At 56.8% G+C, this 23623-nt stretch carries 23 protein-coding genes; 17 read left to right on the top strand and 6 right to left on the bottom strand.

Translation table 11 applies throughout. The features are described 5' to 3' along the window. Positions 1–666, top strand: a complete 666-nt coding sequence (locus DSM25558_RS08135) for an HAD family hydrolase (protein ID WP_077103602.1) — start codon at positions 1–3, stop codon at positions 664–666. 12 nt (positions 667–678) lie between these two features. Here DSM25558_RS08135 and DSM25558_RS08130 read toward each other — a convergent pair whose 3' ends face one another. Both DSM25558_RS08130 and pdxH read right to left on the bottom strand, forming a co-directional pair. Beyond that, entirely contained in the window at positions 679–984 is a 306-nt protein-coding gene (locus DSM25558_RS08130) for a pyrophosphohydrolase domain-containing protein (RefSeq protein ID WP_077103600.1), read from the bottom strand. A gap of 91 nt (positions 985–1075) precedes the next feature. After that, positions 1076–1696: a pyridoxamine 5'-phosphate oxidase gene (gene pdxH / locus DSM25558_RS08125; RefSeq protein ID WP_077103598.1), complete on the bottom strand. Its 621-nt coding sequence runs from the start codon at positions 1694–1696 to the stop codon at positions 1076–1078. A 102-nt stretch (positions 1697–1798) separates the two neighbouring features. Between pdxH and DSM25558_RS08120 the strand changes: the two genes are divergently transcribed. The 4 genes from DSM25558_RS08120 (at position 1799) to DSM25558_RS08105 (ending at position 5211) form a co-directional block, all read left to right on the top strand. Continuing rightward, positions 1799–2203 carry an RT0821/Lpp0805 family surface protein gene (locus tag DSM25558_RS08120; RefSeq protein WP_244554141.1) on the top strand — a complete coding sequence of 135 codons (405 nt, stop codon included), beginning with the start codon at positions 1799–1801 and terminating at the stop codon, positions 2201–2203. A 218-nt stretch (positions 2204–2421) separates the two neighbouring features. Further along, positions 2422–3513 carry a DnaJ C-terminal domain-containing protein gene (locus tag DSM25558_RS08115; RefSeq protein ID WP_077103595.1) on the top strand — a complete coding sequence of 364 codons (1092 nt, stop codon included), beginning with the start codon at positions 2422–2424 and terminating at the stop codon, positions 3511–3513. 163 nt (positions 3514–3676) lie between these two features. Beyond that, positions 3677–4495: an enoyl-ACP reductase FabI gene (fabI, locus tag DSM25558_RS08110; protein ID WP_077103593.1), complete on the top strand. Its 819-nt coding sequence runs from the start codon at positions 3677–3679 to the stop codon at positions 4493–4495. Positions 4496–4608: 113 nt separating this feature from the next. After that, positions 4609–5211: a histidine phosphatase family protein gene (locus DSM25558_RS08105; protein ID WP_077103591.1), complete on the top strand. Its 603-nt coding sequence runs from the start codon at positions 4609–4611 to the stop codon at positions 5209–5211. 3 nt (positions 5212–5214) lie between these two features. Here DSM25558_RS08105 and DSM25558_RS08100 read toward each other — a convergent pair whose 3' ends face one another. Next, positions 5215–5475 (bottom strand): DUF1344 domain-containing protein, encoded by a 261-nt coding sequence (locus DSM25558_RS08100; RefSeq protein WP_077103841.1) that lies wholly within the window; start codon positions 5473–5475, stop codon positions 5215–5217. A gap of 284 nt (positions 5476–5759) precedes the next feature. Here DSM25558_RS08100 and DSM25558_RS08095 point away from each other — a divergent pair, with 284 nt between their 5' ends. The 3 genes from DSM25558_RS08095 (at position 5760) to ribB (ending at position 11294) form a co-directional block, all read left to right on the top strand. Beyond that, complete coding sequence (locus DSM25558_RS08095; protein ID WP_077103590.1) at positions 5760–8909, top strand: bifunctional diguanylate cyclase/phosphodiesterase; 3150 nt, start codon at positions 5760–5762, stop codon at positions 8907–8909. 172 nt (positions 8910–9081) lie between these two features. Further along, entirely contained in the window at positions 9082–10179 is a 1098-nt protein-coding gene (gene aroC / locus DSM25558_RS08090; protein WP_077103839.1) for a chorismate synthase, read from the top strand. 14 nt (positions 10180–10193) lie between these two features. Then, entirely contained in the window at positions 10194–11294 is a 1101-nt protein-coding gene (gene ribB, locus DSM25558_RS08085) for a 3,4-dihydroxy-2-butanone-4-phosphate synthase (RefSeq protein WP_077103588.1), read from the top strand. 47 nt (positions 11295–11341) lie between these two features. On the opposite strand, the gene DSM25558_RS08080 is transcribed toward ribB, so the two are convergent. Continuing rightward, positions 11342–12196 carry an alpha/beta fold hydrolase gene (locus DSM25558_RS08080; protein ID WP_077103586.1) on the bottom strand — a complete coding sequence of 285 codons (855 nt, stop codon included), beginning with the start codon at positions 12194–12196 and terminating at the stop codon, positions 11342–11344. Positions 12197–12360: 164 nt separating this feature from the next. On the opposite strand from DSM25558_RS08080, the gene DSM25558_RS08075 reads away from it, so the two are divergent. Beyond that, positions 12361–12900: a TetR/AcrR family transcriptional regulator gene (locus DSM25558_RS08075; protein WP_077103837.1), complete on the top strand. Its 540-nt coding sequence runs from the start codon at positions 12361–12363 to the stop codon at positions 12898–12900. A gap of 5 nt (positions 12901–12905) precedes the next feature. On the opposite strand, the gene DSM25558_RS08070 is transcribed toward DSM25558_RS08075, so the two are convergent. Continuing rightward, entirely contained in the window at positions 12906–14096 is a 1191-nt protein-coding gene (locus DSM25558_RS08070; protein ID WP_077103584.1) for a winged helix-turn-helix domain-containing protein, read from the bottom strand. 111 nt (positions 14097–14207) lie between these two features. Between DSM25558_RS08070 and DSM25558_RS08065 the strand changes: the two genes are divergently transcribed. From DSM25558_RS08065 to DSM25558_RS08030, 8 genes are all read left to right on the top strand, one after another. Then, on the top strand, positions 14208–14888 hold the full coding sequence (locus DSM25558_RS08065) for an energy-coupling factor ABC transporter ATP-binding protein (protein ID WP_077103583.1): 681 nt from the start codon (positions 14208–14210) through the stop codon (positions 14886–14888). Next, positions 14885–15505 carry a CbiQ family ECF transporter T component gene (locus DSM25558_RS08060; RefSeq protein WP_077103581.1) on the top strand — a complete coding sequence of 207 codons (621 nt, stop codon included), beginning with the start codon at positions 14885–14887 and terminating at the stop codon, positions 15503–15505. Before DSM25558_RS08065 ends, DSM25558_RS08060 begins: the two co-directional genes overlap by 4 nt. 19 nt (positions 15506–15524) lie before the next feature. After that, entirely contained in the window at positions 15525–16088 is a 564-nt protein-coding gene (locus DSM25558_RS08055) for a biotin transporter BioY (RefSeq protein ID WP_077103579.1), read from the top strand. Positions 16089–16115: 27 nt separating this feature from the next. Further along, complete coding sequence (locus tag DSM25558_RS08050; RefSeq protein WP_077103577.1) at positions 16116–17051, top strand: histone deacetylase family protein; 936 nt, start codon at positions 16116–16118, stop codon at positions 17049–17051. A 2-nt stretch (positions 17052–17053) separates the two neighbouring features. Next, positions 17054–17308 carry an exodeoxyribonuclease VII small subunit gene (locus DSM25558_RS08045; protein WP_042618153.1) on the top strand — a complete coding sequence of 85 codons (255 nt, stop codon included), beginning with the start codon at positions 17054–17056 and terminating at the stop codon, positions 17306–17308. A gap of 253 nt (positions 17309–17561) precedes the next feature. Then, the gene (locus DSM25558_RS08040; protein WP_077103575.1) at positions 17562–18485 is read left to right on the top strand and encodes a pirin family protein; all 924 of its coding nucleotides are present in this window, start codon (positions 17562–17564) and stop codon (positions 18483–18485) included. 92 nt (positions 18486–18577) lie between these two features. After that, positions 18578–20497 carry a 1-deoxy-D-xylulose-5-phosphate synthase gene (dxs, locus tag DSM25558_RS08035; RefSeq protein ID WP_077103573.1) on the top strand — a complete coding sequence of 640 codons (1920 nt, stop codon included), beginning with the start codon at positions 18578–18580 and terminating at the stop codon, positions 20495–20497. Between the two features lie 86 nt (positions 20498–20583). Then, complete coding sequence (locus DSM25558_RS08030; protein WP_077103572.1) at positions 20584–21360, top strand: dioxygenase family protein; 777 nt, start codon at positions 20584–20586, stop codon at positions 21358–21360. A 68-nt stretch (positions 21361–21428) separates the two neighbouring features. Here the strand turns inward: DSM25558_RS08030 and DSM25558_RS08025 are convergent, their stop codons facing one another. Continuing rightward, complete coding sequence (locus tag DSM25558_RS08025) at positions 21429–23456, bottom strand: methyl-accepting chemotaxis protein (RefSeq protein ID WP_077103569.1); 2028 nt, start codon at positions 23454–23456, stop codon at positions 21429–21431. Positions 23457–23623: the final 167 nt, after the last annotated feature.

Here is a 23623-nt window from a genome sequence, read left to right as displayed (position 1 = left end):
ATGGCTCAACTTCTGCGCAGGCCAAAAGCCGTCATTTTCGACATGGACGGAGTTCTGATCGAAAGCGAAAAACACTACCGGGATTCGTTTCTGGCCGCCTCGGATGAGGGCGGGCACGGCATGGCAGTGGAAGTGTATCAACGCGTTTGCGGCAGTCCGTGGGACGTTATCACTGCAACCATTCGCTCAGAATATGGTGATGATTTTCCGATGGAGGCATTTCGAGAGGCGTGGCTTCGACATTTGGCGATCCAGATGGCCGATGGCGTGGCGCTGAAAGCCGGCGTTATCGAAATTCTCGATCTGCTGGATGAACTGCAAATACCCCGCGCCATTGCCACTTCGTCCGGCCACGAATCCGTCAACCGCCATTTGGGGGCTTTCGATCTCACACCACGGTTCGATCATATTCTGGCACGTGGAGACTATGCCGAGCCGAAACCGTCTCCCCTTCCCTATCTGACCGCCGCCAAACGTTTAGGGTTTGTGCCGGAGGATTGCCTGTCGCTGGAAGACTCCTATCACGGTGTCCAGTCCGCATGGAGTGCGGGCACACAGACCGTGATGGTGCCGGATGTCGCGCCTGCAACGGATGCGATGCGAGAAAAATGCGTGGCGATCTGCGACAGCCTTTTTGATGTCGCAAAACTTCTAAAATCTGCGTAATTTCGTTTTAAACTAAACGCCCGGCTCGAAACGCCATTTGCGCTTGATCGACGCTTCAAGGTCGAGGCCGCTATTGTGCGCAAGCAGCAGCACATGACCCAACAAATCGGCCGTTTCGTCTGAAAGGTCCTGGCGCATTTCCTCTTGCGTTTTGCCTTTGCTGCGCCCGCGACCGCTCAACCTGTTCCAGGCCTGGGTAACCTCTCCCACCTCTTCCTGAAGCTTGAGCACGTACCAGTCCGGGTCTCGCTCGATACCATTTTCGTTCGCATATTTTTGTGAGGCCTGTTCAAATTGCAACATGAGTTGAGAAAGCATTCGTTCCTCCTTTGTTCATGCGCAATTCACCATGATTCCCCGGTCGTGTCGACAGGAGCCATGCGGCATTCGACATGCCGCATGGATGCCCTCAAGGATACATCCGCACCTTCGACCATTCACCTTCAGGCGTTTCGCGACGAAATTCGACGCGGTCGTGCAGACGGAACTTGCCGTCCTGCCAAAACTCTATGGTCAGAGGCTGGATGCGGAAACCAGACCAATGCGGTGGGCGGGGAATGTCGCCGATCGCGTATTTCGCAGTGTAGGTGGCCACGGCTTTTTCCAGCGCAAACCGGCTTTCGAGCGGGCGCGACTGCTTGGAGGCCCAGGCACCGATGCGGCTTCCGCGTGGACGCGATGCGTAATATTCATCCGCTTCATGATCACTGACGACTTCGACGGAACCTCGAATTCGCACCTGCCGACGCAGGCTTTTCCAGTGAAAGCACATGGCACCTTTGTGCTGGCCAAGCAGCTCAATGCCCTTGCGGCTTTCGAAATTCGTGTAGAAAACAAAGCCTCGCTCATCGGCATGTTTCAGCAGAACCATGCGGACGCTGGGCATGCCGTCTTCGTCCACCGAGGCGAGCGCCACGGCGTTTGGATCGTTGATTTCAGAGGCCGTCGCATCACGCAACCAATCCGCAAAAAGTGCGAAAGGTTGATTTTCCTCTGTAAAGTCACTGGATGTTAACCCACTTTCCGACATATTGAATTAAATGCTCCTGAGCTGATTTGCGTACCAGAGATGTGTTCTGGTCTAGAGATGGTGATCGTCATAGCAAAGTCGAACAGTCGAACAAAGAGCTTCTTGTCGTCAGTCGTGGATGTTTCCGCCACTGCATGCATGCTCGTCATGTTGACAGGTTGCGTCAGTCTCGACCTGTTTGGCGGAGAAAAGGTCGACAAGTCCCTGTCCACCGCCTCCGTGCCCAACCAGCAGACCACACAGACACTTTCAGATGATGCGACGATCCGCAATGCTGTTACCTCTGCCGATCTCGCCAAAATTTCAGACTCCCCCCTGCCTTGGGCCAATGCAGCGACAGGCAGCGCAGGCGTCGTGACCGCGATACGCGAAGACAGAAACACCGGTTTCGTATGCCGCGACTTCGATACCACACGCCATTCCTTCGAAGGCGTTGCCAGCTATAGCGGCCAAGCTTGTCTCTCTGAGACCGGCGAATGGTTGATGACCCGCTTCAGCCAGAAATAAAGCATTTACCCTGTCTACCATTACAGTTGTCGCGACATGCATTGCGACGCCTGCTGTAAAGGTCTGATTAGCAACTTCTTGCGACAGTCAAATCCGATTTCAAACGAACGATGCAACGCAAAGACTGCATGCACGTTCAAGACGGGTGGTTTTCGTGTTGCAGGCTTTTCATGACGAAAGAATACGGCCTGAACCGACTGGGATGATTGGAGGTTCGGATGCGTGATCCTTACTCTATTCTCGGCGTTCAAAGAGATGCCGGATCAGATGAAATAAAAGCAGCCTGGCGCTCGCAGGCGAAAGCCGTGCATCCTGATCACAACCAGACAGACCCTGACGCGACCGCGCGTTTTGCCGAGATTGGCCAGGCCTATGACCTGCTGAAGGATCCGCAAAAGCGCGGGCTTTATGATCAGGCTCGGCGCGTGGCGGAAACCAAAAAACGCGACCAGACCATCATGCAACAGCGCGCCGCCGCCAGAGAAGCCGCGCAACGCGCCAAGGCTGCAGAAAAGCTAATGGAAGAGCTCGCCAAGGCGCAATCACGCGCCAGCAAAGCCGAACCACAGCCAGAGAGCGCCAAGCCGGAATCCGCCGAAGATATGCTGGAGCGTATCTTCGGCGCGGACGCAAAAGCCAAAGTCGCAGCGGCCAAGCCCGGTGCTGCTTCCGACAATGCCAACATGTCCGAAGAGGAACAGGCGACAGCACAGAGTGAGAAGATGGAAGCGCGTGCAGCGCAGGCCAGCAGCTTCTTCAGTGCCCTTTTGCGCCGCATACGCGGCACGACTGTTGTTCCAGACAAGGCTCCCGATATTACCGCCGAGGCCATCGTCACCGTTTCCGATCTTATCGAGCAGAAGTGGGTGACGATCGGTATGCCGGAAGAGCGGGAAGTTCGCTTCCAACTGGAGCCTGGTATGACCGACGGTCATGTGGTTCGGTTGAAGGGTCAGGGGTTGAAACTACCCGAATCCGCCCGTGGCGATCTCGTGGTCACGCTTCTGGCGTCGCGGGACGATACATTCTCCATCCGCAATTTCGATATCCACACCACTTTCCCGATTTCATTGGCGGACGCTGTGCTCGGTTGCGAAGCCACTGTCCAATCACCGCATGGCGAGTTGAAAGTCACGGTCCCCGCATGGTCGGGTTCTGATCGTGCCGTCCGTGTGGACGGCAAGGGATTGAAGGACGGATCTGGCGGATACGGCGATTTTGTCGTGGAACTGCGCATCATTCTGCTGGATACGCCGGATGCGAAGGTGATGGATCTCATGCGCCATATGCGTGAAGGGCTCTATCTCTAAGACCACGACAAAGTTTCTGAGCGGCTTTTCGGTTCGGTCACCGCGAAAGCCGTGAACAACGCACCCATTGTTACGTTCCCTAACATGAGATGATGCAGCCCTGCTTGAACAGGCGTTCTGCCTATGCCATAGGCAAGTTCGATTTAAGGATAGGGAGCAAACAATGGCTCAGACATCTGGCCTCATGGCTGGCAAGCGTGGCCTCATTATGGGCATCGCAAACAATCGCTCCATCGCCTGGGGCATTGCAAAGGCGTGTGCCGATGCCGGTGCTGAGCTTGCTTTCACCTGGCAGGGTGACGCTCTCAAGAAGCGTGTGGAACCGTTGGCTCAGGAACTGGGCGCGTTTATGGCTGGACACTGCGATGTGACCGACCTTGGAACGATCGATGGTGTTTTTGCAAACATCGAGGCGCATTGGGGCAAGATCGACTTCGTCGTTCACGCCATCGCCTTCTCCGACAAGGACGAGTTGACAGGCCGTTACCTCGACACCAGTCGTGAGAATTTCAACCGCACCATGGATATTTCGGTTTACTCGCTGGCCGCCGTTGCAAAACGCGCCGAGCCGGTGATGAACGATGGTGGCGCAATTCTAACTCTGACCTACTACGGCGCTGAAAAAGTCATGCCGAACTATAACGTCATGGGTGTCGCAAAGGCTGCGCTTGAAGCCAGCGTACGCTATCTGGCCGTAGATCTTGGCAATCGTGGTATTCGCGTCAACGCTGTTTCGGCAGGCCCGATCAAGACGCTTGCCGCTTCCGGCATTGGTGATTTCCGCTATATTCTCAAGTGGAATGAATATAACGCGCCGCTGAAGCGCACCGTTTCCATCGAAGAAGTCGGCAAGTCCGCACTGTACCTCCTCTCCGATCTATCAACGGGTGTTACGGGTGAAGTGCACCACGTCGATTCCGGTTATCATGTGATCGGGATGAAGTCGGTGGACGCTCCCGACATCTCCGTTGTAAAAGACTGACATAACGATATCTCGCGCAAACGTGTACGGCAGTTTTGCGCGAGATATGCCAATCACAGGCGACATGCCCTATCTCAGGTGCATCGTTGAAAGAATAAGACAGGGGTTGCGCATTGCTGGTCTATGTTATCCGTCACGGACAGACAGACTGGAATGCAATCCGCAGACTGCAAGGTCAAAAGGATATTCCCCTCAATGACTTCGGTCGTTCGCAAGCGACCGAAAACGGCAAGATCCTATCCCGCATTCTTGGGCCCACCCTCAACGATTTCGACTATATCGCCAGTCCACTGGGCCGCACCCGCGAAACAATGGAACTGTTGCGCGGGGCTATGGGACTGGAGCCAACAGCCTACCGCACGGATGAACGCCTTGTGGAGATTTCCTTCGGTGACTGGGAAGGACAAACGCTTCCCGAATTGAAGATGACCGAACCCGAAAAAGTAAAAGCCCGCAAAGCGACGAAATGGGATTTCATTCCGCCGGGGCATGATGCCGAAAGCTATGAAATTCTTTCATGGCGTATTGGAGCATGGCTGGCTTCGGTCGATCGCCCGACGGTCTGCGTCTGCCATGGCGGGGTCATCCGGTCGATGTTCCGCCTCGTATCCGGTGTGGACAAGGATGTGGCTGCGGAAATCGCCATTCCGCAGGATCGTATATTGAGAGTGGAAACGGAAAAAGGCACCGTTGAGTGGATCGATCCCTCAGCGTGATCGCTACTGGATGACCTCAAGATCATCCACGACACGCTTGCCATCCACTTCGGTGTAGAACACCACGACCTTGACCCCGGCCTGCAGGCCATCGAAGTTGAACTCTTCCGGCACCTTGTAATTCTTGCCGTCGGCCAGTGTGATCGACAGCCCTTTGACGTCAACCTTGCTGATTGTCGACTCGACATCCACGCTTTGCGCGAATGCATTAAAGGGAGCAAACAGACCGGCTGTGGCCAAAAGTGCGGCAATCATCAAACGCATCGCTATGGCTTTCTTAAAGGTGCTGAAGAACTTCATATGCGACAAGATTTGCCTCCCGAATGTGGCGGAATTCGCCCGCAACCATGACATTTTCGATCCAATTGATGAATGGATTTTAACTTTTAATCAAGCCTTTAGAGACGCTTTCTCTTCAGACACGTGCAATCCGCGCACTTGTTAAATTAGAACAATTTAAAACAAAAACTATATTCTGGCATTCAGAATATATTGTATTTTAAGCTGTATAGCAGAGAAAAATTCGATACTGCCGAAGGATAAATTGCGTGAGTGTTTGGGCTAATATTGGGGAACGCCTTAACGAAATCGTGAAACGAAGGATCGTTGCCGCCCTGCTGGCTATGGCGATGGCCGGGATCATGCTTGGTGCCTTCAACCTTATCGATCACCGAAGTGCCGTATCTCTCCGCGAAGACCTAGAAACGCACGCCAAATATGCGCTCGACGTTTTACACGACAGCCTCGTCATGCGCTTGAGCAACGATGTCTCGACGTTGACGTCCCTGGGTCACTACGCGACTTTCACGTCAGAGGGTGCGCAGACGGAACTGGACAAGATCGCCGATTACCAGTTGCAGCAATCCCATCATTTCATCGCCATTGGCTTTGCGCGCGATTTCCAGCTCGAGAAACTTTACACGTCGCAATCTGCGGCTGACTTTCCCGCGGGACAGATCAACGCAATGTTGAGCGAACGACTGGCCAAACTCGCTGCCCTTCCCGCGAATGAGCGCCTGCCAGAGGCGCAGATTTTCGAGCCTGCGGCAGGCGGAACCATCTTGGTCATCGTCACGATGCCGCCCGCAACGGCCACCAATGCGGAAAAGGACGAACTGGTTCTGGCCGTGGTCGACAGGCGAAAGCTTCTGCACACAATCGGCTATGATACGCTTGCGCCGCTTGAGGGTAAGTCGGGCGATATCAGGTTCGAAATCCGCGACACGGTGACCAATGAGATCGTGGGCCAGGTTTTGGAGCCGTTGCACGAAAACCCCTTGGTCAAGTCTGTGGATTTACCCGGTTCCCGTTGGGAGATCCGGGCGACACCCGCGTCTGGATGGGATGCGGTGAAGCCCTATTACAGGTCTTTGCGCACGACGCTTGCGATCGCGGCAATTTCCATGCTGCTGCCAATCATCGTGGCGGCGCTGCTGCTGTCGGAGCGCAATCGCAATATCAAAACCCTTCGCCTTCGTGAGACGAAGCTTCTCGAACTCTCACAGCGCTTCAAACTGGCAATGGACTCTTCCAGTATCGGCATATGGGAAATCGAGAACGACACGTCTCGCTGCTATCTGGATGAGCGTGCAGCAAGCCTGCACGGGTTTCCGATGCAGGAACAACGACCGTTGCTGACCGAGTGGTTGACGGCCCTCGTAATCGAAGATCGCTCAAAAGCGGCGCGGTTCTTCTTCAACTGTTCTTCCGGTCAACAGACCTCCTCGGAGGTCTACAGGGTGGCCTTGCCGGGTGGAACCGTGCGCTATCTGCGTTCTGCCGGTTCCAGCTACATCAAGCCGGATGGATCGCATCAGACCACCGGCATTTTGTGGGACGTCACATCCGACATGATCATGGCGCAAAAGCTGCGCGAGGCGAAAGACAACAGCGACATCAAGAACGCGGAACTCGAGCTCGCTCTGCATGAGCTTTCAAGCCGCGAACATGAGTTGGAGGAGCTTTCCGGACGCCTGAAACTCGCATTGGAATCCTACAATTGCGGCATATGGGAAGCAGCGGATGACTATTCCAGCGCGGTCTGGAATGAGCGTATGTGCGAGCTATACGGGCTACCGCCCGAGCCGGAGCGGCATGTTACACGGGATGATTACCTGAACTGTCTCCATCCCGACGAAAGACCCAGCGCGCTCATCAACAGGCTTAGAGACCCTAACGACCCTAATCGCATTTCGACCCACCGTGTCGTCTTGGCCGATGGCAGCATTCGTTATGTAAAGGCGGTCGGTCGCCTTCACGAAAACCGCGATGGAACCAGAAAGATCGTCGGCATCGCTTTCGATGTTACCGCCGACGTTCTGCTTTCGGAACAGCTCAGCTCCGCCAAGGATGAGGCCGAAGCGAGAAACACAGAGCTGGAACAGGCAAAAACCCGTATCGAGCACAACGCGCTTCACGATCCCCTCACCGGCCTTGCAAACCGCCGCAAGCTCGATCAGGAGCTGGACGCTCTGTCATCGCCATCATCAGGAGAGCGCAAGCGTTTTGCCATTCTCCATCTCGATCTGGATCGCTTCAAGCAGATCAACGACACTTTGGGACACGCCGCCGGTGACGCGGTTCTGATCCATGCAGCCCAAATATTGACCCAGAACGTGCGGGAGGGAGATGTCGTCGCGCGTATCGGCGGTGACGAGTTCGTGATCCTGATCCGCCAACTGAACGACAAGGACAACATCAAGTCGATCGCGGCCAAAATCATCTCGGATTTCAGCTATCCCTTCGATTTCGATGGCTTTACCTGCCGCTGCGGCGTCTCCATCGGCATTGCATTTGCAGACGTCGGCTCCGCCGATGCTCGACGGACGCTCATCAACGCGGATCTTGCGCTTTACCGCGCCAAGGCGACGGGCCGGAACCGCTTCGAGTTCTTCACGCAGAACCTCCAGGCCGAAATCGTCAACCACAAACGAACGGCGGACGAAATTCTGGCTGGACTTGAGAGAGGTGAATTCGAAGCCTGGTATCAGCCGCAATTCTGCGCCAACACACTCGCATTGACCGGCGTGGAAGCGCTGGTCCGGTGGCGTCATCCTGTCAGGGGCATTCTCACCCCGGACAAGTTCCTGAAAATTGCCGAGGAAATCAATGTTGTATCGATGATAGACCAGATTGTTCTGCAACATGCACTGCAAGACAAGGAAATCTGGCGCATGAAGGGCATCGATGTGCCGCGCATTTCCGTGAACGTCTCAGTCCGACGCCTGCACGACGATCACCTGATAGACAGTCTCAAACAGCTTGCCATCAAGCCAGGTGAAATCACCTTCGAACTGGTGGAGGCGATTTTCCTCGATGAGAACGAAGATATCGCGACCAGCAACATCGAACGCATCAAGGCTCTGGGCATCGACATCGAAATCGATGACTTCGGCACCGGCCACACATCGATCATCAGCCTTCTGCGCCTGAAGCCAAAGCGGCTGAAGATCGACCGCCAACTGGTCATGCCCATCCTCACCTCACCGCAGGAACGCTCGCTTGTCCGCTCCATCGTGGATATCGCCCGATCGTTGGGTGTCGAGACCATTGCCGAAGGCGTCGAAACGCATGATCACGCCGCTCTTCTGCGACAGATAGGTTGCGATATGCTTCAGGGTTACGCTTTTTCCAGACCGCTCCCCCCAGAGGAATTTTCGGATTTCGCGGGTGGTGAGAGATGGCTGAAAGTTTCGTGACGATCACGACGTGTCATCCCAGCCCACCGATATTTTTGAGAAACACGCCACGGCGGGAACGGAATTGGCAAAAGAAAGGCTTTTGCCTTCCGTGCCTTTTGCACTATGAAAAACCCGCCTCTTTTTAGAAATGCGTTCCTCAAGCGGAATGCCGCTCGCTCGGTCTGATCACATGTCGCATAATACCTTCGGTTATCTTTTTCGTGTTTCCACCTGGGGCGAAAGCCATGGTCCAGCGCTCGGCTGCGTCATTGATGGTTGCCCTCCCGGCATCCGCTTCACGCTTGCAGAAGTTCAGCAGTGGATGGACAAGCGCAAGCCTGGCCAGAGCCGCTTCGTAACCCAGCGCCGCGAAGACGACATCGTCAAGGTTCTCTCCGGCGTGATGATGGATGCGGACGGCGAGACGATGATCACCACCGGCACACCGGTGTCGATGATGATCGAAAACACAGACCAGCGCTCCAAGGATTACGGCGAAATCGCCAAAAGCTTCCGCCCCGGTCATGCCGACTTTACCTATGATCTGAAATACGGCATTCGCGATTATCGCGGCGGCGGTCGTTCTTCGGCGCGTGAGACGGCGGCACGTGTTGCCGCCGGTGCGCTGGCCCGCAAAGTGGTGCCGAGCCTCGATGTTCGTGGTGCCCTCGTCCAGATCGGCAAACACAAGATCAACCGTGCCAACTGGGATTGGAACCAGGTCGATCAGAACCCGTTTTTCTGCCCGGATGCCGAGATGGTTCCGGTCTGGGAAGAGTATCTGGACGGTATTCGCAAGGCCGGATCTTCCATCGGCGCTGTCGTTGAAGTCGTAGCAGAAGGCGTACCTGCCGGTATCGGCGCACCCATCTATGCCAAGCTCGATCAGGACATCGCCTCCAACCTCATGTCCATCAACGCCGTCAAGGGCGTGGAAATCGGCGAAGGTTTTGCTGCCGCTGAACTGACCGGCGAGGAAAATGCCGATGAAATGCGGATGGGCAATGACGGTAAGCCGATTTTCCTCTCCAATCATTCCGGCGGCATTCTGGGCGGCATTGCAACGGGCCAGCCTATCGTCGCGCGTTTTGCGATCAAGCCGACGTCATCCATTCTGACGGAACGTCAATCCATCGATACCGATGGCAACAATGTCGATGTGCGCACCAAGGGCCGACACGACCCCTGCGTCGGCATTCGGGCCGTGCCGATTGGCGAAGCGATGGTGGCCTGCACGGTTGCCGACCATTATCTGAGAGACCGCGGCCAGACCGGTCGCCTGAAATAGGAACACAAACCACCATGACATATGATCAAAAGCGTGTCGTTGAAGCTATCAGGGCCTTCGAGGCCGGTGAGATCGTTGTTGTCATGGATGATGACGATCGCGAAAACGAAGGCGATTTGATCGTTGCCGCGGTGCATTGCACGCCGGAAAAGATGGCCTTCATCGTGCGCCATACGTCCGGCATCGTCTGCGCGCCCATGCCACGGGAAGAGGCAAAGCGCCTTAACCTCAACGCCATGGTCGCGGAAAACGATAGCGCCCATACCACCGCTTTTACCGTTTCCGTAGACTTCAAACACGGCACGACCACAGGCATTTCCGCCAGCGACCGCAATGTGACGGTTCGCAACCTCGCCAACCCCAATGCGGGTGCCGCAGATTTTACCCGCCCTGGCCATATCTTTCCGCTGGTGTCGCGCGAAGGCGGCGTGTTGATGCGCTCCGGCCATACGGAAGCGGCTGTCGATCTGTGCAAGCTGGCAGGCCTGCCGCTCATCGGCGTTATCAGCGAGCTGGTGAATGACGACGGCACCGTCATGCGCGGTCCGCAGGTTTCGGCCTTTGCCGAGACGCACGGCATGAAGCAGGTGTCCGTTGCGGACCTTATCGCCTATCGCCAGCGGAAGGAAACGCTGGTCGAAAAGGAAAGCGAGTTTACGCTTGAAACGCCTTTCGGCCCCGCAAAGGCGCAGACCTATTCCCTGCCCTGGGACCCGATGCAGCACATGGCGGTGATTTTCGGCGATATCCGCGATGGCGTCGATATTCCCGTGCGCCTGCATCCGGAAAACGTGGCCGACGACATCTTCGGCAAGAAGCAGCCCGTGCAGCATTACATGGAAAAGATCGCAGCCGAAGGTCGCGGTGTCATCATCTATCTGCGCGAAGGCTCGGTCGGCGTTGGACAGGTGGCCGGACGCAGGAAATCCCGCGACCCGGAAGAAGCGCACGCCCAAGCCCGAACACGCGACGACGAATGGCTGGAAATCGGCCTCGGCGCACAGATTCTCAAGGAACTCGGTATTAGCTCGATCAAGCTGCTGAGTTCTCGCGAACGCCACTATGTCGGGCTAGAGGGTTTTGGCATTCAGATCAGCTCGACGGATATCGGGTGATCTCCATGTGTTGGACACCCCGCAAAAAAGCGCGGGGTGTCGAGAGATCATAGAGCGCTTAAGAAGCTTCTGATGATCTGGGCAATCTCGGCGCAATGGGTTTCCAGCGCGAAATGCCCCGTATCCAGCAAATGAATTTCGGCATTTGGCAGATCGCGTTTATACGCCAGTGCACCGGCGGGGATGAACGCGGGATCGTGACGGCCCCATACCGCGAGAAGCGGTGGCTGGTGTTTGCGGAAATAGGCTTGAAACTCAGGATAGCGTTCCAGATTTGTGCGATAATCCAAAATGAGATCGAGCTGGATATCGTCGGCACCTGACCGCGCCATCAGCGCGATATCGAGCATATAGCCATCAGGGCCCAACCGGCGCGGGTTCGTGCCGGTCCGGTATTGCCAATTTTCAATCACATCCGCCGATAACGAAGCGCGGCAAGCCTCACGGGTTTCCTCGCTCGGATTGCGCCAGTAGGTCTCCCAGGCACCCCACTCGTCGCTGAACCCATCCGTATAGGCATTGCCGTTCTGGCTGATGATCGCCGTCACTCTTTCAGGATGTGCGGTGGCCAGACGATATCCGGTCGGCGCACCATAATCGAACACATAGAGCGCGTAGGTTTTCAGCGACAGCGCCTCGGTGAAGTCGTCGATGACCTTGGCCAGATTGTCGAAGGTGTAGTCGAATGTGCCACGCGCCGGGGCCTTGGTGTATCCGAACCCGGGCAAATCAGGGGCGATGACGCGGTAGCGCTCCGCGAGCATCGGAATAAGCTCCCGAAACATGTGGCTTGACGAAGGAAACCCGTGCAGGAGCAACAGAACCGGCGCGTCTTTCGCACCCGCCTCGCGGTAAAACACCTCCACGTCGCCGACTGTCTGGGTTTTGTAAATGATGGTCATCGTGACCTCCAAAATCGTTTTTGTTGACATCGAGACGAGCCCATAGCTCGTTTGTCGAGATCAAAATACTACCGATCGGTCGTTTGTAAATAGGGAAAATATTTGATATGGTTCGAACGCTCGCCGTACTTTGCGACGAAGACTTGGATGGAGGTGGGTACCGCATGACAAAAGTAAGCAGAGAAAAGATCATCCGGGAGGCGCGTGAGCTATTTCGGGAAAAGGGCTATGTCGGCGCGTCGATGCAGGATCTGGCGGACAAAGTCGGCCTGCGAAAAGCCTCGCTCTATATGCGATTTCCCAACAAGGAAGCGCTCGTTCCGGAGGTTCTCAGCTTGACGCTGGATGAGACCTTTACCCAGCCGGATATCGACGGTTCAGATTGGTACACGGCCTACAAGGCGGTCGTCCGGGCGATTGCCGACAGCCTGACGGACCGCAAGCGTTGCGTGGGATTTCATCTGGCCTATGGCGTGGGTGACGACACGCCGATGGCCAAGGAAGCCGTACGGAATTTCTTCCAGGCTCACCGGGATCGGATGACCGACATATTGGAAAAGGCGATGCCACGTGACATTGCATCCATCACAGCCACGGATGCCCTTGTCCGCCTCGAAGGAGCGACGTTGCTTCTCGCCGTGTTCGATGATCCCGGCGCGATGGAACGGGCCGTAGACGCGGTCATGGCTGCGGTGCGCGACTAGATGATTTAACCCAGCCAACCATCCAGATACCGTACAGTCTCGACACCGGTAAATTTCGCCAGCCGGTTCAATTCTGCATCGAGCTTTGCAAGCCTCCCCGAAGACGTACGCACGTCCTTTTCAAGCCACAGGCGCTTTACATCCAGCGTTCCACCTTTACGCTCCGCCTTCATATCGATGCGACCTATCAGTTTGTCCCCTTCCAGAAGCGGGAAGACGTAATAGCCATATTGCCGCTTCGGCTCCGGCACGAAGACTTCGATGCGATAATAGAAGCCGAACAGGCGTTCGGTACGCGCGCGGTTGCGCAGCAGGGGATCGAACGGGCTGAGCACGCGGATGCGGTTGGGTGGCTCGATCTCCGATTCCGCCTCGCCCGCGAACCCTTCGAAGGCATACGAGACACGCTCCTTGGCACCATCCGAAGAGGCAAGCGAGACTTCGCAGAGCTCATCGCGATGATCAGTTACCCATTGCTTGGCTTCCTGCGGCGTGACGATGTCGAAGAAGGCGGAGATTTCGCCCGACGTCGCAAAGCCCAGCCGCGTCAGTGCTTCGCGGCAGGCCCAGTCGACGAACTCGTCGTGGTGAACCTCTTTATCGTGATGTTCAGCCGGAATGACCCGTTCTGCGAGATCATAGACCTTCTGAAAGTTCATGCGGCCAGCCACCGCCAGTTTGCCGGTGTGCCAGAGATATTCAAGCGCGGTCTTCGATGGATGCCAGTTCCACCAGCCGCCGGACTGATGGCCCTCCGCCTTCATATCCCGTGACATGACAGGGCCGTTTTCGGCAATGCGACGATAGGTCTCCTCGAAGTCCGCATCGAACCCCTCCCCCTGCCACTTGCGCCAGCGTTCCAGAATAACGGGCTCCCGGCGGCGGAAACGGTGTTTCCAATAGGGGTAGAAGGTCGCTGGCAGGATCGAGGCATCATGCGTCCAGTGCTCGAACAGCGCCCGGTCCTTCTCCAGCAGCTCCGTGAGGTGCTGGCGCTTGTAGGTCTGGTTGCGGGAAAAGATGATCTGGTGGTGCGCCCGCTCTACAGTGGCGATGCTATCCAACTGTACGAAGCCGATATCCGTGATCAGTTTCAACAAATCGGCCTTGCCCATGGCACGGCTGGGCGATGCGGATAGACCCTGTCGCGCCAGGAAGATACGTCGTGCTGCTTCGTTCGAAATCAGAATCGCCATGGCAAAAGCCTATGGTTGCGAGACTGAAAAATCAATGTTCTTTTTTTGTTCCTTGTTTCGTTTGCCCTCTCCTGCGTTTATAGGAACAGCGAGAGCATTTGGGGACTGGCAGTGGATATTCGTTTTAACGATGCGGGGGTGGCGTTTGAGGGTAGAGCGGCGGTCGAGCCTCTTACGCTGACGCTTAACCAACGACGCATCGGGATTATCGGTCTCAATGGTTCGGGCAAAACGACCTTCGCGCGGATGATCAACGGCTTGACGAAACCGACGAGTGGCCATGTCAGCGTCAACGGGCTGGATACGGTCAAAGATGCGTCCGATGTCTTGAAGGATGTCGGCTTCATCTTCCAGAACCCACAAAACCAGATCATCCTGCCCATCATCCGCGATGACATTGCGTTCGGCCTGAAAAACAAGGGGCTGAGTAAGGCCGCCATCGATGCGGCAGTGGACGCCACCTTGCAGCGCTTCGATATCCAGCATCTGGCAAAACGTCGTGCGCATGAGCTTTCCGGTGGTGAGTTGCAGCTCTCGGCCCTTGCCGCGCTGACCATCACCAACCCGAAAATTCTCATCATGGACGAGCCGACCAACCAGCTGGACCTGAAGAACCGTGCGCTGGTGGAACGGACCATGGCGGGGCTGGAGCAGGGTTTGATCGTCATTACCCACGATCTTCCCCTGCTGGAAAGCTTTGACCGCGTGCTTCTGTTCCATCAGAACAGGCTTCATGCCAATGCATCCCCTGCCGAGGCCATCCAGCTTTACCGAGAGCTGGCACTGACATGAAAAGCCTGCATGTCGAAGGAAGCAGTTGGCTTTACCAGCTATCGCCCCGCATCAAGCTGGCGAGCCTAGCCCTGTTCAGCATCGGCCTGTTTCTTACGCGCGATCCGCTTATCCTCCTCGCCGCCGTTTCGATGGCGGGGTTGGTGCTGTGGCAGACGCACCTGGGCTTTCGGGAAATCGTTGCGCGGCTGCGGCCTGTTCTGCTGACCATTGCCATCATCGCAGCTTTCAGTTTTCTGCTAATTTCGGCAGCGGATGCGGCAATTGCTCTTTTGCGTTTGACGGCCCTGACGCTGCTGGCGACGGCGATTACGGCAAGTGTCAGCATTTCTCAGTTCATGGATGAAATCGCTTTTGCGCTGCGTCCGCTGGAAAAGCTGGGGCTCGCCAAGGCCGCCGATGTCGGCTTGGCGGTTGGGCTTGTCGTGCGTTTCGTGCCTGAAGTCATCAACCGCTACGAGACGTTGCGCGATGCGCACCGCGCCCGCGGAATGAAGACAAGGCTGCATACGATATTGGTTCCGCTGATCATTATGACGTTGAAGGATGCCGACGCGATTGCGGATGCCATTGACGCGCGCGGTTTCAGAGGCCAAACCTCATCTCCTGATATTTAAAGATGGGAGCCTATTGAGAATGAAAACCCGTGACCTCGTTCTGATCTCGCTGTTTTCAGCCATCATCATCGCGCTTGGCCTGTTGCCGCCCATCCCGCTTGGGTTCATTCCGGTGCCTATCACGGCCCAGTCGCTCGGTGTCATGCTGGCCGGTGTGGTGCTGGGTACGAAGCGTGGCACGCTGGCGGTTCTTCTCACAATCCTTATCGCCGCCATCGGCCTGCCGGTGCTATCGGGCGGTCGCGGTGGTCTTTCCATTTTCTACACGCCGACCACCGGCTTCCTGATCGGCTGGATTGCTGCCGTCTTTACCACGGGCTATTTGTCCGAGCGTTTGGTCAACAGGGATCAATCGGCTCTGGCACAGGGCTTGGGCTTCTTTCTGGCCAGCGTTGCCGGTGGTGTGATCGTTCTGTATGTGTTCGGCATAACCTATCTGGGCTTTGCAGCTGGCATCGGTTTTCAGAAGGCCTTTGTCGGCTCCATGGCCTTCATTCCGGGCGATGTCCTCAAGGCCGTTCTGGCCGCATTGGCTGGCCGCGCCGTGATGGCCGGTTATCCACTGTTGCCGCAGCGCGCGTAACGCTGCCGCTTTTCAGGAGTCACCGCCATGGCCACACGGCTTTACGAGCACCCGATATTCCTGGAACACATAACGCCTGCAGGGCACCCGGAGCGGCCTGACCGGCTGCGGTCGCTCAACATTGCGCTGGAACATCCGAATTTCGAGCGGCTGGAGCGGAAAGAAGCACCACAAGCCAACGAAGATTCGGTGTTGCTGGCGCATCCAGAGAGCCATCTGATTTCGATCATGCGACAGATTCCGGAGGAAGACGGCGAGATCAACCGCATCGAGGCAGATACCTATGCCTCACCCAAAAGCCTGCAAGCGGCGCTGACCGGCATCGGCGCTGCCATGGCGGCAGTGGATGACGTGTTTTCGGGAGCCGCCGACAATGTCTTCGTCGCCAGCCGCCCGCCTGGCCACCATGCCGAGACCGAAAAGGCCATGGGCTTTTGCCTGTTCAACAATGCCGCCATCGCGGCCCGTCATGCGCAGAAGGTGCATGGGGCGGAACGTGTTGCGATCGTTGATTGGGATGTCCACCACGGCAACGGCACGCAGGATATTTTCTGGAACGACACTTCGGTCCTGTTCTGCTCCACACACCAGATGCCGCTTTACCCGTGGAGCGGCGATAAAAAAGAAACCGGCATCAAGAACAACGTCGTCAATGCCCCGCTGTCTCCCAACACCGGCAGCGATCATTTTCGTGAGGCGTTCAAGTCCCGCGTGCTGCCAGCGCTTGCCGATTTCTCGCCCGACCTCATCATCATCTCGGCGGGTTTCGATGCGCACCACCGCGATCCCCTGGCGCAGATCAATCTGGTGGGTGATGATTTCGATTGGGCAACGGGGCGAATTCTTGACATGGCCGACAAATTTGCTGCCAACCGGGTCGTCAGCCTGCTTGAAGGCGGTTATGATCTGGAAGGGCTGGCGGAATCGGCAGCCATGCATATTTTGAGAATGATGAAGGGTTGAACATGACGGAAAATGCCAACACAGCCGATGTCAGCGGTTATTCTTTCGAAAAGGCTGTCGCCGAGCTGGAAAGCATTGTCGCCCGTCTGGAACGCGGCGATGTGGCACTGGACGAATCCATCGCCATTTACGAGCGCGGCGAAGCCCTGAAAAAACATTGTGAAACCCTGCTGACGGCTGCCGAAAAGCGCATCGAGAAAATTCGTCTGGATCGCGCGGGCAAGCCGGTCGGCGTGGAGCCGTTGGACGGCGAATAGGCGTAGCTCCCTTTGAACGACCGCCGGTCTCACCCCGTACCGTCGTCATCCTCGGGCTTGTCCCGAGGATCTAACCACGTTTGATGTTGGGGTTCGTTAGACCCTCGGGACAAGCCCGAGGGTGACGGCGAAGGATAATGCAGACTTCGCCCCTCTCTCCTCCCGCAAAATCAGAACACAGCGTTCATAAGAGAACCCTCAACAGTCCCCCAAATCGTGCTAATCTACCGGCCAGTCACGCAGGAGATTTGCCATGTCGTTTTTTCCCGGAAATGACCCCGCCGCGGGTGATGCCTTTGCCTGCGATGCCATCGAGAACCTGATCATTCCGCGCTCCAGCGATATCGGCGGATTTGCCGTGAGGCGCGCCCTGCCGACGCGGGATAGGCGACTGGTCGGGCCGTTCATTTTTTTCGACCGCATGGGACCGGCAATCCTCAAAGCCGGGGAAGCGCTGGACGTCAAGCCGCATCCGCATATCGGGCTGTCTACCGTGACTTATCTTTTCGATGGTGAAATCAAGCATCGTGATAGTCTCGGCACCGAACTCACCATCCGTCCTGGCGACATAAACTTGATGACGGCGGGGCGCGGCATTGTCCATTCGGAACGGACGCCGGAGAACCTGCGTGGTCATCCGCTGTCCATGTCTGGCCTGCAAACATGGCTTGCCTTGCCCGATAACAAGGAAGAGATCGCGCCGGATTTTTCCCACACCGGGCGGGACGCAATGCCTGTCGTCGATGTGAAAGGTGCATCGGGCCGTGTCGTCATCGGCTCCTTTGCTGGCGCATCGTCGCCGGTAAAGACGTTCACGGATACGCTTTACGTCGACCTGACGCTGGGTGCGGGTGTCAAATTCCCCTTCGCAGCCGATCATGAGGAACGGGCAATCTACATTCTCTCCGGCTGCCTGGAAGTGGCGGGAGATGTGTTTGCCGCCGATCAACTGATCGTGTTTCGCGCTGGTGATGATATTACGTTGAAGGGTGGCATCGCCGGCTGCCACATCATGATTTTCGGAGGCGCGGCGCTGAATTCCAAGCGATATATCTGGTGGAATTTCGTGTCGTCATCAAAAGAACGCATAGAAAAAGCCAAGGAAGAGTGGAGAACTGGACGCTTCGACATTGTACCGGGGGATGAAGAGGAGTTTGTCCCTTTGCCGCAGGGTTGAAATTCGTTAAAACGATTTTAGTCTTGTCGAAGACCAGAATGCACACCATCTGGAAGCGGCAGATCGAACACCAAAATACGAAGGCCTAACGATTGACCGGAATGCCAGAGACACCATTGCTTGACCGGGTGAAATTCCCATCCGATCTCAAGTCCATCGAGGATCGTGACCTGCCGCAACTGGCCAGGGAGCTGCGCGATGAGATGATCGACGCCGTGTCCACAACCGGCGGGCATCTGGGTGCGGGTCTCGGTGTGGTGGAACTGACGATTGCCATCCACAAGGTGTTCAACACCCCGGAAGACCGGTTGATTTTCGATGTCGGGCACCAGTGCTACCCGCACAAGATTCTGACCGGTCGTCGCGATCGCATCCGTACGCTGCGGCAGGAAGGTGGCCTTTCCGGCTTCACCCGCCGCGCCGAAAGCGAATATGACGATTTCGGCGCTGGCCATTCCTCCACCTCCATTTCCGCCGGTCTCGGAATGGCCGTGGCAGCGGAACTGGATGGCAGCAACCGCAAGGTCATTTCCGTCATCGGTGATGGTTCCATGTCTGCCGGTATGGCGTTCGAGGCGCTGAACAATGCCGGTGCGCTGGATGCCCGCCTTATCGTCATTCTCAACGATAACGACATGTCGATTGCGCCACCAACCGGCGCCATGAGTGCCTATCTCGCGCGTCTGGCGTCGGGCCGGACCTATATGGGCTTCCGTGATTTCGGCAAGAAGCTGACAGCCTATCTCGGCAAGACCATCGACCGCGCTATCACCCGCGCCGTGACCCACGCACGGGGCTATGTCACCGGTGGCACGTTGTTCGAAGAGCTGGGTTTCTACCATATTGGCCCTATCGATGGTCATTCCTTCGACCATCTGCTCCCCGTTTTGCGCAATGTGCGCGACAACCAGAAGGGCCCGGTGCTCATTCATGTCGTGACGCAGAAGGGCAAGGGATATGCACCCGCCGAAGCCGCTGCCGACAAGTATCACGGCGTCAACAAATTCGATGTCATCACCGGTGCGCAGGCGAAAGCCAAGCCGAATGCACCGAGCTATACCAGCGTCTTTGCCGAAGCACTGATCCAGGAAGCGACGCTTGACGACAAGATCGTCGGCGTCAGCGCCGCCATGCCGAACGGCACGGGGTTGGATAAGCTCGCCGAGCTCTTTCCCACACGCAGCTTCGATGTCGGCATTGCCGAACAGCATGCCGTGACCTTTGCCGCTGGCCTTGCTGCCGATGGTTACAAGCCGTTCTGTGCGCTCTATTCTACCTTCCTGCAACGCGGTTACGACCAGCTGGTGCACGATGTGGCCATTCAGAGCCTGCCGGTGCGCTTTCCGATAGACCGCGCTGGTTTTGTTGGTGCTGATGGCCCTACCCACTCGGGCTCTTTCGACACGACTTTCCTCGCCACCCTGCCCGGCATGGTGGTGATGGCGGCAGCGGACGAGGCGGAGCTGAAACATATGGTGCGCACAGCTGCTGCCTATGACGAAGGTCCGATTTCCTTCCGGTATCCACGTGGTGAAGGTGTTGGCATCGAGATGCCTGTGCGCGGCGAAATTCTGGAAATCGGCAAGGGCCGCATCGTCAAGGAAGGCACAAAAATCGCACTGCTCTCCTTCGGCACGCGCCTTGCGGAATGCCTTGCTGCGGCGGAAGATCTGGATGCGGCTGGCCTTTCCACCACGGTTGCAGATGCACGTTTTGCCAAGCCGCTAGACCTCGATCTCATTCGCCAACTGGCCAGCCACCACGAAGTGCTCATTACCATCGAAGAAGGCTCGGCAGGCGGCTTCGGTGCGCATGTGCTGCATTTCATGGCCAGTGCCGGTCTGCTCGACACGGGCCTGAAAGTCCGCACCCTGACGCTTCCCGATCAGTGGGTTGAGCAGGCCAAGCCGGAAATCATGTATGCCAATGCTGGTCTTGATCGGGCGGGTATCGTGTCCACCGTATTCAACGCACTCGGCCAGAAACAGGCGGGCGTGGGTTACGCCGTTTAGCCGCCGCGTGCGCGCATGGACAAGATTTAACTTGGATTTCCTTTTCCGCCCTCTACAAACAAGCATTTTGTAGAGTGGAAAAATTGATGAAAAGAAGAACTGTTATTCTTGGAGGAGGCGTTATTATCGCCGCGTCAGCAGCGGGCGTATCGCTGTGGCCTCGCCAGCATAAAGCCATTGCCGCCCGTCAGTTCGACTGGAAGGGAACCGATTTTCTCCACGGTGGAACCAAGGCGATCGACATGGCGACACTACCGCCGCCGGTGTTTCGAAGCAGTCCGAATTGCATCGTCACCGCAGCCCAAACGGTTGGCCCATGCCACGTCAATAACGTGCCGCAGCGAGAAGATGTTTCCGAAGGTAAGTCTGGTCTTCCCATGCGCATGGCGGTCAGAATTGTCCATAGCGCCGATTGTCGGCCGATAGAGAATGCGGACGTTGAAATCTGGCATACTGACCACCGCGGCATCTATTCCGGCCGCGAAGCTGCCGACATGTGCACGGCGAATGACGCGGAAGCCCTCAGCGGCCTTGCCTTTCGCGGGCGGCAACTGACCAAGGCGGATGGTCAGGCAACGTTCCTGACCGCTTATCCAGGCTGGTATCGCGGTCGCGCGCCTCACATTCATTGCCGCATCTTGGTAGATGGCAAAGAACTGCTCGTCAGCCAGCTTTATTTTGACGATACGCTGAGCGATATCGTCTATGGCCAGCATCCGGATTATGTCGGCAGACCACGGCGCGACACCGCTAATAGTGACGATAACATCATCCCAGTCGATGCGACGGACCATATTTTCGATTTCGAGAAGCTCGAAAGCGGCGTCCTGTCCGCGACGATCACCATCGGGCTTTCATCTTAGGACTGCGCCACAAAAGAAAACCCGCCGGATCGCTCCGGCGGGTTGTGCATGTCAGACTGTGACTGATCTCAAAACTCTTCCCAATCCTGAGCTACCGGTTTGGCGGCGACAGCCTCGGTCCTGGGTGAGAAGGCTTTCGCCAGGCTCTGGCCAAGCGCACGCGCTGGCGACGAGACTGGACGCGCGGTAGGCTGCGCGATCTTTGCCGCTGGGCGAGCGGGCGCAGAATAGTTCGGCTTTGGTGCTGGTACAGAGGCTGACCGTGGTACGCTTTGCTGTGCCGGCTTGAACGCCGTCGCAGAGCGCGCACCGCCACCGAGATTGAACTGACCGATCAGTTCGTTCAGGCTTTCGGCTTCCCGTGCCAAAGCGTGGCTGGCGGCAGTCTGTTCTTCCACCATTGCGGCGTTCTGCTGCGTGCCTTGGTCCATCGTGTTGACGGCCGTGTTGATTTCCTGCAAGCCGGTTGCCTGTTCGCGGGCGGCGGTAACGATCGTCGCGACGTGCGAGTTGATTTCCTCGACTTCGGCAATGATTGCCTGCAAAGCCTTGCCGGTTTCGCCCACCAGGTTCACGCCGTTTTCGACCTGCGCGCTGGATGCGCCGATCAGAGCCTTGATTTCCTTGGCGGCATTGGCAGACCGCTGTGCCAGCTCACGCACTTCCTGTGCGACAACCGCAAAGCCCTTACCCGCTTCACCGGCACGCGCGGCTTCGACACCGGCGTTCAAGGCCAGAAGGTTCGTCTGGAACGCGATGTCATCGATAACGCCGATGATATTGGTAATCTCACCGGACGACTTTTCGATTTCCTGCATGGCAGAAACTGCCTTGCGAACGACGATGCCGGAGTTTTCTGCACCGGTGCGAGCGCGCTGAACCAGAGCGCTTGCCTCTTCTGCGCCCTTTGCACTGTCACGGACAGTCGTCGTAACCTGCTCTAGGGCAGCGGCCGTCTCTTCGATGGACGCTGCCTGCTGTTCGGTGCGGCGGGAAAGGTCGTCTGCGGAAGACAGCATTTCAGACGCGCCGGCGTTGATGGCAGAGGCATTTTCGCCAACGTTGCGAAGCGCTTCCTGAAGCTTGTCCAGCGAGTTGTTGAAGTTGATGCGCAGCGGCTCCATGGATTCCGCAAATGGTGTTTCGATGCGATAGACCAGATTGCCGTCGGCGAGAGACTGCAAACCTTTCGCCAGTTCTTCGCTGGCAAAGGTCTGTTCCGCGTCGGCGCGTTCCTTCTCCGTTTCGTTGCGGCGGCGGTCTGCTTCCGTCGATGAACGCAAACGGTCGCTTTCGTCCGCGAGGCGGGACTTTTCGATACCGGCTTCCTTGAAGACCAGAACGGCCTTCGCCATCTTGCCGACTTCATCGCCGCGGTCGAGTGCGGGAACCTCAACGGTCGTGTCGCCACCGGCAAGGCGGCTCATCGCGTCCGTCATGCCGACAATCGGAGAGACGATGGCGCGAGACAGCGCCCAGATCAGCAGCACGGCAACAACGCCAGCGGCAGCACCGCCAACCAAGAGGGCGAGTTCAAGATTGGTATGAGCGGCAGACTGTGCAGCAACCTGGTTTGCGGAAGCGGTCGACAGCTGTTCCTTGATTTTGGCAGCCGCAGCGCGGAAGCCATCCAGTTGACCCTTGGCCTGATTGCGTCCAATCTCGATGACGTCTGAAATCGGTGCCTCGGTGTTCTTGCGGGCTGCCATCTGTGGCTGCGCCAACTGCGTGTAGAACACGGTCGCGGTCGCCTGCATGTCGTCGATGGACTTCAGGATTTCCGACTGACCGACGGCCAGGCCGCGAGCCTCATCCAGTTTTTTCAACATCAGATCGCGCTGGGCAAACACATCATTATATGTGCTGTCGCTGCGAAACAGCAGGAAGCCACGCTGGTTGACCGCCTGCTCCAGCATCGCAGCCTTCGCGTCATCGACTGCCGACATGATCCTGGCGGTGTTTGTCTGCTGTTCCGACAAGCTCTTGGCTTCAATCGTTTGCAGAAAGACGACCGCCGATGCTACGAGGCAGACACCCATCAATGCAACGAAAGTGGCAACCAGCTTGAGGTTAATAGGGAGATTCTTCAAAGACATCGAGGGCTCTTTCGACACGCTTCAGGTGCGACTGCATAGGAAAGCAGTCTGCGACATCACACATTATGATCCGGGGGCCGCCATCATGGCAGAAGGGGTGAGATCAACTCAACTGTGCCGCAGAATGCAATAAAGCCGTTTATTTTCGCTTAAGTTTCCCAAGATCT

Origin of the sequence: Agrobacterium sp. DSM 25558, assembly GCF_900100825.1 — a bacterium.
GTDB lineage: Bacteria > Pseudomonadota > Alphaproteobacteria > Rhizobiales > Rhizobiaceae > Agrobacterium.
This window is presented reverse-complemented; position numbering and strand designations above follow the sequence as displayed.